General features: G+C 56.1%; 14 protein-coding genes. 5 read left to right on the top strand and 9 right to left on the bottom strand.

Annotated features, from left to right (window positions below):
* Positions 1-22: 22 nt before the first annotated feature.
* The 7 genes from M8010_RS17815 to ccoN form a co-directional block, all read right to left on the bottom strand.
* On the bottom strand, positions 23-2,470 hold the full coding sequence (locus tag M8010_RS17815; RefSeq protein ID WP_250094058.1) for a heavy metal translocating P-type ATPase: 2,448 nt from the start codon (positions 2,468-2,470) through the stop codon (positions 23-25).
* Positions 2,467-2,982 carry a FixH family protein gene (locus M8010_RS17810; RefSeq protein ID WP_250094057.1) on the bottom strand — a complete coding sequence of 172 codons (516 nt, stop codon included), beginning with the start codon at positions 2,980-2,982 and terminating at the stop codon, positions 2,467-2,469. The genes M8010_RS17815 and M8010_RS17810 overlap by 4 nt, the downstream gene beginning before the upstream one ends.
* 42 nt (positions 2,983-3,024) lie before the next feature.
* Complete coding sequence (ccoG, locus tag M8010_RS17805) at positions 3,025-4,458, bottom strand: cytochrome c oxidase accessory protein CcoG (RefSeq protein WP_250094056.1); 1,434 nt, start codon at positions 4,456-4,458, stop codon at positions 3,025-3,027.
* Between the two features lie 130 nt (positions 4,459-4,588).
* Complete coding sequence (gene ccoP / locus M8010_RS17800; protein ID WP_250094055.1) at positions 4,589-5,479, bottom strand: cytochrome-c oxidase, cbb3-type subunit III; 891 nt, start codon at positions 5,477-5,479, stop codon at positions 4,589-4,591.
* Positions 5,476-5,661, bottom strand: a complete 186-nt coding sequence (locus tag M8010_RS17795; RefSeq protein ID WP_250094054.1) for a cbb3-type cytochrome oxidase subunit 3 — start codon at positions 5,659-5,661, stop codon at positions 5,476-5,478. The genes ccoP and M8010_RS17795 overlap by 4 nt, the downstream gene beginning before the upstream one ends.
* A gap of 5 nt (positions 5,662-5,666) precedes the next feature.
* Positions 5,667-6,275: a cytochrome-c oxidase, cbb3-type subunit II gene (gene ccoO / locus M8010_RS17790; RefSeq protein WP_250094053.1), complete on the bottom strand. Its 609-nt coding sequence runs from the start codon at positions 6,273-6,275 to the stop codon at positions 5,667-5,669.
* 15 nt (positions 6,276-6,290) lie between these two features.
* Complete coding sequence (gene ccoN / locus M8010_RS17785) at positions 6,291-7,721, bottom strand: cytochrome-c oxidase, cbb3-type subunit I (RefSeq protein WP_250094052.1); 1,431 nt, start codon at positions 7,719-7,721, stop codon at positions 6,291-6,293.
* Positions 7,722-8,004: 283 nt separating this feature from the next.
* Between ccoN and M8010_RS17780 the strand changes: the two genes are divergently transcribed.
* Both M8010_RS17780 and rlmM read left to right on the top strand, forming a co-directional pair.
* Positions 8,005-8,607, top strand: a complete 603-nt coding sequence (locus tag M8010_RS17780) for an alpha/beta family hydrolase (RefSeq protein WP_349666121.1) — start codon at positions 8,005-8,007, stop codon at positions 8,605-8,607.
* Positions 8,608-8,745: 138 nt separating this feature from the next.
* Positions 8,746-9,822, top strand: coding sequence for a 23S rRNA (cytidine(2498)-2'-O)-methyltransferase RlmM (rlmM, locus tag M8010_RS17775; protein WP_250094050.1), 1,077 nt, complete (start codon positions 8,746-8,748; stop codon positions 9,820-9,822).
* Position 9,823: 1 nt separating this feature from the next.
* Here rlmM and M8010_RS17770 read toward each other — a convergent pair whose 3' ends face one another.
* On the bottom strand, positions 9,824-10,114 hold the full coding sequence (locus tag M8010_RS17770; protein WP_250094049.1) for an antibiotic biosynthesis monooxygenase family protein: 291 nt from the start codon (positions 10,112-10,114) through the stop codon (positions 9,824-9,826).
* Between the two features lie 87 nt (positions 10,115-10,201).
* Here M8010_RS17770 and tusA point away from each other — a divergent pair, with 87 nt between their 5' ends.
* Positions 10,202-10,441, top strand: coding sequence for a sulfurtransferase TusA (gene tusA / locus M8010_RS17765; protein ID WP_250094048.1), 240 nt, complete (start codon positions 10,202-10,204; stop codon positions 10,439-10,441).
* Between the two features lie 9 nt (positions 10,442-10,450).
* On the opposite strand, the gene dsbD is transcribed toward tusA, so the two are convergent.
* Complete coding sequence (dsbD, locus tag M8010_RS17760; RefSeq protein WP_250094047.1) at positions 10,451-12,304, bottom strand: protein-disulfide reductase DsbD; 1,854 nt, start codon at positions 12,302-12,304, stop codon at positions 10,451-10,453.
* A gap of 151 nt (positions 12,305-12,455) precedes the next feature.
* Between dsbD and M8010_RS17755 the strand changes: the two genes are divergently transcribed.
* Together M8010_RS17755 and M8010_RS17750 are read left to right on the top strand one after the other, a co-directional pair.
* On the top strand, positions 12,456-13,034 hold the full coding sequence (locus tag M8010_RS17755; protein ID WP_250094046.1) for an elongation factor P hydroxylase: 579 nt from the start codon (positions 12,456-12,458) through the stop codon (positions 13,032-13,034).
* A gap of 6 nt (positions 13,035-13,040) precedes the next feature.
* A complete protein-coding gene (locus M8010_RS17750) occupies positions 13,041-14,327 on the top strand; it encodes a DEAD/DEAH box helicase (protein ID WP_250094045.1) in 1,287 nt (428 codons plus the stop codon).
* Positions 14,328-14,341: the final 14 nt, after the last annotated feature.

Genomic DNA, 14,341 nt, shown 5'->3' with positions numbered 1-14,341 from the left:
AGGTCAATCAAAATTCACGGTATCAGGGCGTTGCCTCGGCGCCAACCATCGTCGGGAGTGGCTCCGGTGTCCGCGGTTCCCGCCCAAGCCTCATGGCATTGAGTACGACAACCAGCGAACTGATGGACATGCCGATCGCAGCCAGCCAGGGTGGCACCAGGCCGGCAGCGGCCAAAGGCAGCGCACACAGATTGTAGCCAAGCGCCCACGCCATATTCTGGCGTATGATGCGACGGGTTTGCCGGGCGGTTCTGAGAGCCTCGGCTAACTGGGTCAGTTGACCGCCAAGCAGCACAGCATCAGCCTTCAGCTGTGTCAGGTCGGCGGCGCTCCCCATGGCCACTGAAACACCGGCACCTGCCATCGAGGGTAAATCATTAAGGCCGTCGCCAACCATCATAATATGACGGCCCTGTTCCCTTAATGTTTCCAGGACCTGAAGCTTATCTTCAGGTGATGCCTGGCCAATGGCCTCATCGATGCCCAGCAGTTGGGCAATTTTTTCCACGTGGCCGGAGCGGTCACCGCTAAGCAGAACGGTTCGCAGACCTGCCCGTTGCAAAGTTTGCACTGCCTCTTTTGCCTCGGGTCTGGGCTCATCATCGAGGATGAAACAGGCCAGCCATTGGGTTTTGTCAGCCAGCCAGACTTCCATGCCCTGCTGAACATCACTCGCTGGAGGTGCATGGCCAACATTAGCCTGGACGAAGTCCCTGTGTCCGATATAAAGAGTGCGTCCTTCGAATTCGCCTGACAGTCCGCCACCAAGATTGTTCTGTACGTTATGAGCCGGGCTGCCCCGGAGATCGTGGAATACTCTGGCAATCGGGTGTTCCGAATGTTTTTCCAGGCTTGCCGCCATTTCAAGGCATTGCTCAGGACCGGCGGTCCCGAACACACGGGTGTTCACCAGGCTGAGTTCTCCCCGAGTCAGCGTGCCTGTCTTGTCGAAAACCACGGTATCGATTGAGTTAAGTGACTCAAGTGTATGCCCGCGGGTGGGCAGTAGCCCCAGCTTTCGCAGCCGCATGGTTGCCGAGGTAATGGCGGTGGGAGTAGCCAGGGAAAGGGCACAGGGGCAGGTTACCACCAGTACTGACAACGTGATGTCGAAGGCATTGTCTGCGCCTGCCAGCCACCAGCCAATCCAGATGATGGGTGTCAGAACCAGAACGCGGCTGACGAAGACACCGGCGATACGGTCAGCCATTAACGCCACCGGCGGTTTCTCTGCCTGAACCCGATCGAGGATACGAAGAATTCCCGAAAGCCGTGTCTGCGCTCCGGCGCGGGAAACTTTTACTTCCAATGGGTTTTCGCCATTGATACTACCCGCATGCACTTCATCGCCAGGATTTCGGGTTTCCGGTAGGTATTCTCCGGTCAGGGCGGCTTCGTTGAGGGTGGAATGTCCGCTTATAATCACTCCGTCGGCGGGCAGGGTTTCACCGGGCCTGACCCTGATGACGTCACCCATGGTCAGCTCATGACTTGCCACGATCTCGCTGTCATTATCTCTGATGCGGCTGGCCACCATGGGCTGGAACCCGGCAAGGGCGTTACCGGTCAGTCCGGCCCGGTAACGCGCCTGCATCTCGATGTAGCGTCCAAGCTGCAGGAAGAAGGTGAACATGCACACAGACTCGAAATATACTTCCTCGCCGCCGAACACGGTAACCCAGATGCTGGCGACATAAGCCAGACCGATAGCGGTCGCTACCGGTACATCCATGGTCAGGTGTCTGCTGCGGATGTCTCGTAATGCATTGGTGAAGAAGGGGCGGGCGCTGTAAAACACCACCGGGGTAGCAACAAGAAGACTGAACCAGCGGAAAAAACTGACAAATTCCGGAGATAGCTCGCTGACCAGTTCAAAGTACAAGGGAAATGCCAGCATCATCGTCTGGAACGAACCGATGCCGGCAACCGCCAGGCGAATCAACGCAGACCGGTGTTCGGCTTTCAGTGCCTGTTCAGCCTCATCGGCCTGGTAGGGCCGGGCGCGGTAACCCAATTCGTGAATAGCAATCAGCAGCTCACTCAGTCTGGCCTCTTCCGGGTTCCACACCAGGCGAGCCCGCTGGGTGCTGTGATTGACAGAGAAGGAAATCACCCCTGGCTGTTTGGCCATATGGTTTTCCAGCAACCATATGCAGGCGGCGCAGGTGATGTCTCTGATCAGCAGAGTGCCTTCTTGGCCGGCTTTAACCGGAGATACGAAAGACTTCTGCACCAGTGGGTGGTCCAGCTCCCGTATCCGGTTTAGCTCAGAACCAGTCAGCTCTTTCGGGGTAACAGCCGGTTCCGTGCGGAACTGATAAAAGCCGTCGAGACCTTCCGCCCTGATGGTCTCGCAAACAGCTTTGCAGCCACGGCAGCAAAAATGGCGTAATTCGCCTTCCAGCTCAAGCGTGATAGTGGGCTTGCCAGGTGCAGGCTCTCCGCAGTGGTAGCAATCCAAGGGAGTCACCCGCGGTCTTCAGCACCCGCACCAAGGGTCAGTGGGCGATCCGATGGCAGGCTGGACTCGCCTTTCAGCCGCCAATCGTTATCAGGCCCGCGAAGATCAAAATACCAGCGCCCCTCGATAGGCTGGTTCAGATTCGCCATATACTGGCCCTCGCCCACAGCCCGGAACTGGATAGTGCGGTCACGGTCGGAGAGTGTTGGGTGGAACAGGTTGAGAATCAGGTAAGGGTAGTCAGCCTGTCCCTCAGTAGTATCAACAGACAGGTTTATAGTCCGTTCCTCAAAGGCCATTTTTGCTGTGAGACCCAGTTCTTTTGCGGTCTGGTCCCGCGCAATCTCCATATTGATGCCCCGGCCTTCTTTGGAATAATCATCAGTAACCATGGAATTGTCTGTGTTGAGTGCCACCGTAATAGCAATGGTGCACCAGACAATGGCAGCGCCGGGGAAAATCAGCAAAAACAGGAGCCAGGGCTGGCGGTACCAGGGGCCTGCGGATGTATTCTCAGTCATAAGTATATCTCTCAGTGCTATTCCCGGATGTCGGCTCCGGGGTCAGCGATTAGGACCGACAAACCGGCTCTCAGTTTCAAGAATCAGGCTTTCACCGGATTGTGATTCAAGCCTGAACATAATGTCATTGTTGCTTTCCGAGATGACCTCCGGTGCTACATCTACCACCGTTGGCAAAGAAAGGTTCTCGCTGCTTGCCACTGTGACCGTGTCCTGGGTCAGTATCCGGATACCTTCCATGCCGGAGACCGAAATGCCAAACGTTTGTGGAACTTCCGACATGTTGGCAATCTTCAGTGTATAGGTGTTCTCGACCCGACCCTCACCGTTGAAGCTGAAGAGGGCACCGCGATCCCTGAGAACATCCAGCTGTGCCGGTATCCTGGTGGCAATCGTAAACGTAATCGCGGCCATCATGAGCAGTAATACAAACCCATAGCCGAAGGTGCGCGGACGAAGAAGTTTGGAAGTTCTCCCCTCGAGCTCGTTTTCCGTGGTGTAACGAATCAGGCCTCGCGGATAGTTCATCTTGTCCATGACCTCGTCACAGGCATCGATGCACAGGGCGCAGCCAATACACTCATATTGCAGGCCATCACGGATGTCGATGCCCGTGGGGCAGACATGGACACACTGTCCACAATCAATGCAGTCTCCCAGGCCAATCTCTGCCGGATCCACACCTTTTTTTCGGCTGCCCCGGGGCTCTCCCCGATTGGGGTCATAGGAGACCACCCGGGTGTTAGGGTCAAACATCACGGACTGGAAACGTGCATAGGGGCACATGTAAAGGCATACCTGCTCCCGCATCCAGCCTGCATTCAGATAGGTTGCCACGGTGAAAAAGGCTACCCAGAAGTAGGCCCAGCCATTGGCCTGTAGGGTAAACAGGTCAGTGATCAACTCGCGAATGGGGTAGAAATAGCCGACAAACGTGAGGCCAGTGGCAAGGGCAATAAGCAACCACGCCGAGTGTTTCGCCGATTTCTTGGCGATTTTCTCTGCCGAACGGGGCGCTTTGTCGAGCTTGATGCGCTTGTTGCGGCCGCCTTCGATGCGTTCCTCTACCCACATGAAGATGAAGGTCCAGACTGTTTGTGGGCAGGTGTACCCACACCAGACACGGCCAAACAGTGTTGTTATAAAGAACAGGCCGAAGGCGCAGATAATGAGCATGCCCGACAACAGGATGAAATCCTGGGGGAAGAAGGTGGTGCCGAACAGGTGGAATTCACGCGCTGGGAGGTCGAAGTGAATGAGTGGTTCGCCATCCACGGTAATCCAGACAATCAGAAAATACATGCCCATCAGCGCCGTCAGGCTGACGTTACGAATGCGCTGAAAGAAGCCCTTGACCTCTTTTACATAGATTTTCTTGCGGCTGGCGTAAAGCTCGACAGTTCCGGTATTTTTGTTTTTGTTATCGGAGGCGTCAGAGGATGGGTCAACCTGTTTGACCGGTATCTCACTGCTCATCGTTAACCTCCCGATGATGTGGCGCCTCTCACGAGGGTCGTGCGGGGCGGAGGATCTTCTCAAGCCTGTGCCCGCGGGGCAGACACAGGGTTGAGCAGACCAGACCGGGACAACGGCCCCGGACGGATACTCAGTTGGACAGGCTGTAGACGTAACCGGCCAGAATCTGGATCTGGTCGTCAGAAAGCCTGCCGCCCTGGGCGGGCATGTTGTTCTGGCGGCCGTTAACAACGGTTTCCCTGATCCAGTCATAGGTGGAACCGTAAAGCCAGGTGTTGTCAGTCAGGTTCGGAGCACCAAGAGCCTGATTGCCGGTGCCATCAGGGCCGTGGCAGGCCACGCAGGCCTGTGCATATACCTCTTCCCCTTTTTTTGCGGCTTCTGCGTCTCGCTCCCGACCACTGTAGCTAAGCACGAAGTTGACAACCTGGTCGACCTGCGTGTTGGTCATGTTCGGCATGGTGCCCATGGCCGGCATGTTGCCATTACGTCCCTCGTGGAGGGTGGTCAGGATCGAGTCAGGGTCTCCCCCGTAAAGCCAGTCATCGTCGGTCAGGTTGGGAAAGCCCAGGGAGCCCCGGCCAGCCGAGCCATGACAAGTAGCGCAGTTGTTGGCAAAAAGCCGCTGCCCCATCTTCATGGCGTCATCAATGCCTGCCAGCTCGGGTACCGGTGTGTCGCCGAACTTGGCGTAGAGCTCACCGTATTTTGCATCTGCTTGTTGCATCTCGGTTTCCCATTGGCCGGTGGAAGACCAACCCAGAAGGCCCTTGAAGTTGCCAAGTCCGGGGTAGAGCGCAAGATAGCCGAGGGCAAAAATACAGGTAGCAAGAAACAGGTAGAACCACCACTTTGGCAGTGGGTTGTCGTATTCCTCAATGCCATCAAAGGAATGGCCCATGGTCCTGTCGGTTTCAGTATCAGACGTCTGGTTCTTGCGGGTGGCGTATAGCAGCCACCAACATCCAAACACAGTACCGAGCACGATCACGCTGATCCAGATGCTCCAGAAGGTACTCATCGTTTTTTCTCCGTTTTTTCCTGTTCAAGAGTACGCTTTTCCACTTCATCATCGTCGAAGGGCAGGTGGGCTGCTTCTTCGTTGGCTTTCTTGCGGTGGGAACTGTAGGCCCACCAGATGATGCCGAAGAACATGGCCATGATGATCAGTGTTTGAACGCCGCGTAAGTCGTTTAAATCCATGAGGATCACCGTTTCTCTGAAATCACGGTACCAAGCTGTTGCAGGTACGCGACCAGAGCTTCGATTTCAAATTTGTCCCGCACCTCGCCGGAAGCCTCTGCAATCTGCTCATCGGTATAGGGAACGCCTAGCGTCTGCAGTGTCTTCATTTTGGCTTCGGTGTCCGTGTGGTCGATACGGTCCGTAAACAGCCAGGGGAAGGCTGGCATGTTGGATTCCGGTACCACGCTGCGCGGATCGTAGAGGTGCTGTCGCTGCCAGGCGTCGGAATAGCGACCACCAACGCGGGCAAGATCAGGACCGGTGCGCTTGGAGCCCCAAAGGAATGGTCGGTCGTAAACAAACTCGCCTGCAACGGAGTAGTGGCCGTAGCGCTCGGTCTCGGCGCGGAATGGACGGATCTGCTGGGTATGGCAGACATGGCATCCCTCACGCACGTATATATCCCGGCCTTCCAGCTCAAGGGCGGAAAGCGGCTCGAGACCCTCTATCGGTTCATTGACGCTTTTCTGGAAGAACAGCGGTACCACCTCAGCAAGAAAGCCGCCACTGATGGTCAGGATGATCAGTACGATCATGATCCCGATGTTCTTTTCAATAATTTCGTGTTTCATCAGTAATGTCTCCCGTTACGCCGCTTGCGCTGCTGTGTTGTCTTGAGCAACGGCTTCTTTCTGACGCACGGTCATGTAAACGTTGTATGCCATGATCAGCATACCGGTCAGGAAAATCACGCCGCCAAGGAACCGCACAAAATAGCCTGGGTAGGACGCTTCGAGTGATTCAACAAAGCTGTAGGTCAGGGTGCCGTCCTCGTTGACAGCGCGCCACATCAGGCCCTGCATGATGCCGTTCACCCACATTGCGACGATATAAAGGACGGTACCAACCGTTGCCAGCCAAAAGTGCACATTGATCATGGCGGTGCTGTACATGGCCTGCAGGCCCCAAAGCTTGGGAATCAGGTGATAGACCGCACCGATACTGATCATGGCAACCCAGCCAAGGGCACCGGAGTGAACATGACCAATGGTCCAGTCAGTATTGTGTGACAGTGCGTTCACTGTCTTGATGGACATCATCGGCCCTTCGAAGGTAGACATGCCGTAGAACGACAGGGATACGACCAGGAAGCGCAGAATCGGGTCAGTACGCAGTTTGTGCCAAGCTCCCGACAGAGTCATCATGCCGTTGATCATGCCGCCCCAGGAAGGTGCAAGCAGAATCAGGGACATGACCATGCCCGCAGTCTGGGCCCAGTCCGGCAGTGCGGAATAGTGCAGGTGGTGGCCACCGGCCCATACATAGGTGGCAATCAGTGCCCAGAAGTGCACGATTGACAGGCGGTAGGAATAAACCGGACGGTTGGCCTGTTTAGGCACAAAATAGTACATCATGCCCAGGAAGCCCGCGGTCAGGAAGAAGCCAACGGCGTTGTGACCGTACCACCATTGAATCATGGCATCAGTCACACCGGCGTATGCCGAGTAGGATTTGAACGCCGTTGCCGGCAGCGCCATACTGTTACCGATGTGGAGTACGGCAACGGTAATAATGAACGCCCCATAAAACCAGTTGGCCACATAAATGTGAGGGGTGCTGCGCTTCATGATCGTGCCGAAGAACACCAGCGCATAGGCAACCCACACCAGGGTGATGGCTATGTCGATGGGCCACTCGAGTTCGGCGTATTCCTTGGACGTAGTTAACCCCATTGGCAGGGTAATAGCGGCTGCCACGATGACGGCCTGCCAGCCCCAGAAGGTGAATGCCGCAAGTGCGTCTGAAAACAGCCGGGCCTGACAGGTGCGCTGCACCACGTAGTAGGCTGTTGCGAATAAGGCGCTTCCGCCAAAGCCGAAGATGACGGCGTTGGTATGCAGCGGCCGTAAACGGCCGAAATGTGTCCAGGGCAGGTCAAGGTTGAGGGCGGGCCAGACCAGTTGTGCTGCAATCAGCACGCCCAGGGCCATACCGACAATCCCCCATACCACTGTCATGATGGCAAACTGCCTTACCACCTTGTAGTTGTATGTCAGGTTTGGATTTACTGTGCTCATAGCCTTACCAATGGGTTTAGAGTGGGAAAGATGCGGGCGCAAGTATGGAGAAAGCATTAGCTGTTTGCAATGACACAGATCAACTCGACAGCCCTGTCAAATTCGTCTAAATCAGTAACATGGCGAATATATTAAAGTATTCCAGAATGCAACTTAGCAGCCCGGAAACCTATGGATATATCATCGCCTCTGTCGCTAATCATAGTCACGATCTGGAGAAGTAGTGAATCCTGTTACATTTTTTAAGTCTGAACCGGTGAACGCTCCCCACGCACCCAGGTTGATGCTGGCACATGGGGCCGGAGCGCCAGCAGATTCTGCCTTTATGGAGAAACTGGCTTCGGCGCTCTCTGAAGAGGGGGTTGCAACAGTGCGGTTCGAATTTGCTTACATGAAAAAGCGTCGACAGGATGGGCGTAAAAGGCCCCCGGACCGGCAGCCAGTGTTGTTGGACCATTTTCGCGAGGCAATTTCCGCCTGTTTGGCTGAAACCGTTGAAGGTGGCCGCTTCTTTATTGGTGGTAAATCCATGGGCGGCAGAATGGCCAGCCATGTGGTCGCGCAGATGGGTACTCAGTCCGCGATTTGCGGTGCCGTCTGTTTCGGATACCCTTTTCATCCCCCGGGTAAACCGGAGCGTTGGCGCACATCTCATTTCCAGGACCTTCAGCGCCCAGTCAAGATTATTCAGGGTACCCGCGACCCTTTCGGAAAAAAGCAGGAAGTAGAGGCGCAACGCCTGGGCTCAGCCGACAATGTATGTGTCTCATGGCTTGACGGTGGTGACCATGATTACCGGCCGCTTGCCCGGCAACCCGAAACCCATGACGAGATGATCAGTCAGGCCGCAAGCGTGGCAGCGGCCTTCATTCACCAGTGGGAATAGCTCAGGATAACTCCGGTGCGGACTGCTCCTCCGGGACTCTGCGCACAATTCAGGTAACAGATTCAGCGGCATTAATGGTATTCCTGCCAACAGAGAGAGTATGAGTGTAATCAATTGCGAACTCGATTCAGGTGACGAATGGAACAACTGATAGCCTTTTGCCGGCCAGGCTTCGAAACGGAAGCAGGCAGGGAGCTTACTGATACCGCCGCGGCACAGGGTGTATACGGCTTCTTCGAGCCCGGGAATGCCCGGGGCTTCGTGATCTTCAACCTCCCCGGTCCCGCCTTGGCGGATACCTTGCTGGCCCGAATCTCCATCCACACACTGGTGTTTATCAGGGACTGGTTTGTCGTTCTGGCGGAGGTGGCCCTGCCACCAGCGGACCGCGTGGGCGCGGTTATTGATGGGCTGAAATCGTTGGATGCGGAATCTCCGCCCTGTGCGAGGGTGGAAATTCGTTTACCGGAAAACAACAGCGACCCGGACCTCGGCAATTTTGCGCGCAAATGGGTGTCGCCGCTATCCAAAGGCCTGAGAGGGGCAGGGCTACTGCAGCCTGATCACAAGTCAGAATCGCCGGCCCGTCTGGAGTTGCTGCTTCTCGGATTTGACCGGGTTATTGCTGGCGTCAGTATGGCTGGCAACCGGGCCCGCTTTGTCAGCGGGATTCCACGTTTGCGCCTGCCGGCCTCGGCTCCCAGTCGCTCGGCTCTGAAGCTGGAAGAGGCCTGGAAGGTATTTCTGCCTCCGGAACGAGAGCTTGACTACCTGGGTGGCGGGAAGCAGGCCGTGGATCTCGGTGCGGCCCCGGGTGGCTGGACATGGCAACTGGTCCGGCAGGGCATGATGGTAACCGCAGTTGATAACGGGCCGATGAATGCCGAACTGATGGCGTCGGGACATGTTGAACACACTGAGGCCGATGGATACCAGTGGCGGCCCAGGCGGAGCGTGGACTGGATGGTATGCGATATCGTTGACCACCCCCGACGCACCGCAGCACTGGCAGTGGACTGGCTGAGTCAAAAGCTGTGTCGTTACACGGTGTTCAATCTTAAACTTCCGATGAAAAAACGGTACGACGAGTGGTTGATTTGCCGGGATATCCTGGAGCAGGGGCTGGGCCAGAGTGAAATGAACTTCCGTATCAGGGCCCGCCACCTCTATCATGACCGGGAGGAGATTACCTGCTTTATCGAGCGTCTCGACTGAGCTAGTTGTTGCTATGCTTAAGTACCGTGATAACTTCCTCGCGGTCCATCATCGGTATCAGCTCCGCCATCAGTTCGCGGCGCTCTTCGGACTGTAACCAGCGCTGCCAGTCCGCTTCCGAGCGCCAGTTGGCAAGGGTGAACCGATGGTTTGCGTCGTGAGCATCCACGAGGGTTTCACCGGATACAAAGCCAGGAGCGCTCACGGCATTCTGAAGAACTTTGCGGGATCTCTCCTCGTAAGCGGATTCAAGTGATTCGGCAATATGGCGTTCAATCAGCACCCGGATCATTGTTTACCTCGTATTGTTTTGGCAACTATAAACAATAATTTAGCACGTATTTTTCAAATTTCAGCTGGAATTTCAGGAGGACAGACGTTGGGAGCGCCAGATTTTGATGCAGAGCTGGATGCCCGGGGGCTGTTTTGCCCTGAACCGGTCATGATGTTGCACAACCGGATTGTTGAGATCAGCCCCGGAGCGGTATTGAAAGTGGTTGCAACGGACCCCTCCACAACCCGCGACATTCCGCGGTTCTGTCAATTTCTCGATCATGAACTGATATACACCGGGGAAGAAGGGACGGAATTCGTGTTCTTTATACGCCGTGGGCTCTGATCAGACACGTCAGGATTCGCCAGAACTACCCAGCGTGTCGAGATGGCCAAGAAACTGATCGCGGTCCATCTCGCCCAGGATGCGGGCTGTTCCCATCTCTTCGCCAGTGCCGCTGTAAAAGAGGATCGCCGGTGGTCCGAACAGGCCAAGCTCATCCAGCAGGGCCTGCTGTTCCGGCGTGTTATCAGTCATGTCCAGTTGCAGGAGTTTGTAGGGCACCAGCGCCTGGATAACCGCGGTGTCGCTGAAGACATTGCGCTCCATAACCTTGCAGGAAATGCACCAGTCGGCGTAAAAGTCGAGCATGACCGGTGTGCCGTCAAGGCTTGCCTGTCTCAGCTCGTCGCGAATGTCTGCGGGAGATTCCAGCCGGACAAAATCGGCATGGGTGGTTGCCGCCCCGGCTGATGAGCCTCCAGATGCAGGCTGACTGGAAGCTGTGAAGGCGGCCAGGGGCTTGAGGGGGTCATTGGCGCCGGAAACGGCCCCGGCGAGCAGCGCAATACCATAGGCAAACATAACCAGCCCCATGCCCTTGCGCGTACGTTCCCAGCCAGCCTTCGCGGCATCAAACGCCCCCAGTTGCACGCCTGTAATGGCTACCAGCAGCCCCCACAGGGTCAGTGCCAGCCACCCCGGTACCATTCTTTCCACCAGCCAGATAGCAACCGCCAACAGCATGACACCGTAGAAGGCCTTGACAACATTCATCCAGGGGCCGGTCGACGGCAGTAGTTTGCGACCACCTACGGCCACCAGCATCAAGGGGATGCCCATGCCCAGTCCGAGGGCAAACAGGGCAACACCACCGATGACTGCGTCCTGGGTCGTACTTATGTACAGCAGGCTGCCGGCCAGCGGTGCAGAAACGCAGGGAGAAACAATAAGGGCCGAGAGCGCTCCAATGCCAAACACACTGGCGACACGGGTGCCGGTAAGGCGATGGCTGGCGTTGTTAAGGGGCTCGCGAATAAACCTCGGCAACTGGATTTCAAACAGATTGAACATAGACAGCGCAAACAGCACGAAGAGCGCCGCGAAAACGCCCAGTACCCAGGGCGACTGTAGGTGGGCCTGCAGGTTGAAACTGGCTCCGAGCATACCGGTTATGACACCGGCTGCAGCATAGGTCAGGGCCATCCCGAGTACATAACTGCCTGAAAGCAAGAGGGCATGCCCGGTTGTACTGGTGTTGCGCGATGAAACCAGGGACGAGATGATCGGCACCATTGGGAGTACGCAAGGAGTGAACGTCAGCCCCAGGCCAAGCAGCAGGAAAAGGCCGGCTATGACCAGGGTAGACTGATTCGCGAGAAAACCCGCCAGGCCCGTTGCGGTGGTGGTGTCTGCTGGTGACTCCGGGCCATCGTCCGCACTGGCGTAATAGAGCACGTCCCGTGTCTGGGGTGGATAACAGAGCCCCGCCTTTGCACAGCCCTGGTAGGTCACCTGTAACTCGGCTTCCCGGGCGCCCTCGGGAAGCTTTACCGGCACCCTGGCCTCGACCGGATCATAGAACACAGTGACTTTGCCAAAGAATTCATCTTCCGTGTCGATACCGGTGTAGGAGAATTCCGGTTCACCCAGCTCCACATCTTCATCATTACTGGTGACGTTGATACGCCCCTGATAAAGGTAATGCTCGGGTGCGATGTCCCAGGACAGTAAAACGGCGTCGCTATCTGCGGTAAAATTGAAGGGCAGCGCTTCATCAACGGGGAGGAAATCGTTGCCGCCACCGAACAGGGAGTTGCCGGCACCGGAGGTAACTGCGGAGAAAACGGACAATGCCAGAAACAGAAATAAGCCGCTCAGAACCCTGATCGGGGCAATACTGCGTGAGGTGGTTTTGCTGCCGGTCATAGTCGATAGAGTACCGTTGGTGGATCCGGGTTTGTCCAGCGCGAAATCCTGGAAGGCTCAGGCCGCGTCGTTTCAGGTTGCTGTGGACACAGTTGCCTGGCAAAAGTTCCCACTGGTATTGAGCGTTCTAAAGTCGCACAATACCCGTCCCATGAGACATGATCCAGACGATCTTATCATGCTGTTTAATGGCCTGTTCCGGGAAAAGTACCGGACTGTTCTGGTCAGAGGCGGCGATGAACCCGAATATCTGCCGGCAGCAGAGCCTGACAGCTTTGCGCAGATTATTTTTGCTCGCGGCTATTATGCCAGCGCACTGCATGAAATCAGCCATTGGTGTATCGCCGGTGAGTACCGGCGCACACTCTGCGATTTCGGCTATTGGTATTGCCCGGATGGCCGCAGCGTGGAGCAACAGCAGGCCTTTGAAAAAGCGGAAGTAAAACCCCAGGCTCTGGAATGGCTGTTTTCCGTTGCAGCTGGCACCCGGTTTCACGTCAGTGTCGACAACTTGTCCGGCAATGGAGCATGGGACGAAGACGCCTTTCGCAGGAATGTTACGGCTCAGGCCAACGATTATCTGAAGCTTGGTTTGCCATACCGAGCCGGCCTGTTATTGCAAACGCTCAGAAATTTTTATGGAACCGCGGCTGACTTCAATGAAGTCTGGAAGAAAGAGACCAGGCGCCTGATGCCCGAATGTTCCGCTACAGACACCGAGGTAACCTGAAACACTATGACATCCGATGCACCTGAAGCCGGCAAGACGCTTTTCAAAGATCTGAACCTGGACCAGCGAGTGCTCGATGCCATCACCGATATCGGTTTTGAGCATTGTACACCGATCCAGGCAGAAACCCTCCCGTTCACACTGGCGTGCCAGGACCTGATTGGTCAGGCGCAGACCGGTACCGGTAAAACCGCCGCCTTCCTGATTACCGCCATCCAGAGCATGCTGGAAACACCCGTTCCGGAAAATGACCGGTACGCGTCCGAGCCGAGGGTGCTGGCGCTGGCGCCCACCCGGGAGCTCGCGATGCAGATAGCCAAGGATGCGGAGCAGCTGTGTGGCTATACCGGGCACAATGTGGTCACTGTGGTCGGCGGTATGAATTACGACAAGCAGCGTGACCAGTTGCAGAACGAGATTGTCGATATCCTGGTTGCCACACCCGGGCGCCTGATTGATTTCCTGGGCTCCCAGGATGTTTTTCTGGACCAGCTGGACATCCTGATTCTGGATGAGGCGGACCGGATGCTCGACATGGGTTTCATTCCAGACGTTAAGCGGATTATCCGCAAATGTACCCCGAAGGAAGAGCGCCAGACACTGCTGTTCAGTGCTACCTTCAATCAGGATGTGCTCAACCTTGCCTCCATGTGGACCCGCAATGCCGAGTTTGTGGAAATCGAGCCGGAACAGAAAACGGCGGAACGGGTGAAGCAGACCGTTTACCTGGTGGGTGAAGACGAGAAGCTGCCGGTGCTGGTGAACTATCTCCAACGCCCGGAAGTTGAAAAGGCCCTGGTATTTGCCAACCGGCGTGACCAGTGTCGTGATCTGGATGAAGACTTGCGAAACCAGGGCGTCAAGGTGGCGCTCATGTCCGGTGAAATTGCCCAGAACAAACGGCTCAAAACCCTGGAGCAGTTCAAGAACGGCAGTATCCAGGTGCTGGTGGCCACCGATGTGGCAGGGCGTGGCATCCACGTTGACGGTGTGACCCACGTATTCAACTATAATCTCCCGGATAACGCCGAGGATTACGTACACCGGATTGGACGCACAGGGCGTGCAGGCAAGCACGGCGTTTCTGTGAGTTTCGCCAGTGAGGATGATGCCTTTTCGCTGCCGGCCATTGAATCCTACATCAGTCAGAAGCTCGCCACAGCTGTGCCTGATGAAGAGCTGATGACCACACTCGCGAAACCGCCGATTACCCGCAAGCGAGGTGGCCGTCGGCCTCAGGGCAACCGAAGCCAGGGCGGCCGTGGTGGTCACCAGCGTCAACGCAGGAACTAACGGGTCGGGAAGCA

The organism is Marinobacter sp. ATCH36 (genome assembly GCF_023555055.1).
GTDB lineage: Bacteria > Pseudomonadota > Gammaproteobacteria > Pseudomonadales > Oleiphilaceae > Marinobacter.
Note: the sequence above shows the minus strand (reverse complement) of the source record. Positions and strands in the feature narration are given on the sequence as shown.

Coding starts and splice junctions, on each gene's coding strand:
- M8010_RS17810 (WP_250094057.1), bottom strand. CDS start 2,982: ATGACTGAGAATACATCCGCAGGCCCCTGGTACCGCCAGCCCTGGCTC.
- ccoG (WP_250094056.1), bottom strand. CDS start 4,458: ATGAGCAGTGAGATACCGGTCAAACAGGTTGACCCATCCTCTGACGCC.
- ccoP (WP_250094055.1), bottom strand. CDS start 5,479: ATGAGTACCTTCTGGAGCATCTGGATCAGCGTGATCGTGCTCGGTACT.
- M8010_RS17795 (WP_250094054.1), bottom strand. CDS start 5,661: ATGGATTTAAACGACTTACGCGGCGTTCAAACACTGATCATCATGGCC.
- ccoO (WP_250094053.1), bottom strand. CDS start 6,275: ATGAAACACGAAATTATTGAAAAGAACATCGGGATCATGATCGTACTG.
- ccoN (WP_250094052.1), bottom strand. CDS start 7,721: ATGAGCACAGTAAATCCAAACCTGACATACAACTACAAGGTGGTAAGG.
- M8010_RS17780 (WP_349666121.1), top strand. CDS start 8,005: ATGCTGGCACATGGGGCCGGAGCGCCAGCAGATTCTGCCTTTATGGAG.
- rlmM (WP_250094050.1), top strand. CDS start 8,746: ATGGAACAACTGATAGCCTTTTGCCGGCCAGGCTTCGAAACGGAAGCA.
- M8010_RS17770 (WP_250094049.1), bottom strand. CDS start 10,114: ATGATCCGGGTGCTGATTGAACGCCATATTGCCGAATCACTTGAATCC.
- dsbD (WP_250094047.1), bottom strand. CDS start 12,304: ATGACCGGCAGCAAAACCACCTCACGCAGTATTGCCCCGATCAGGGTT.
- M8010_RS17755 (WP_250094046.1), top strand. CDS start 12,456: ATGAGACATGATCCAGACGATCTTATCATGCTGTTTAATGGCCTGTTC.
- M8010_RS17750 (WP_250094045.1), top strand. CDS start 13,041: ATGACATCCGATGCACCTGAAGCCGGCAAGACGCTTTTCAAAGATCTG.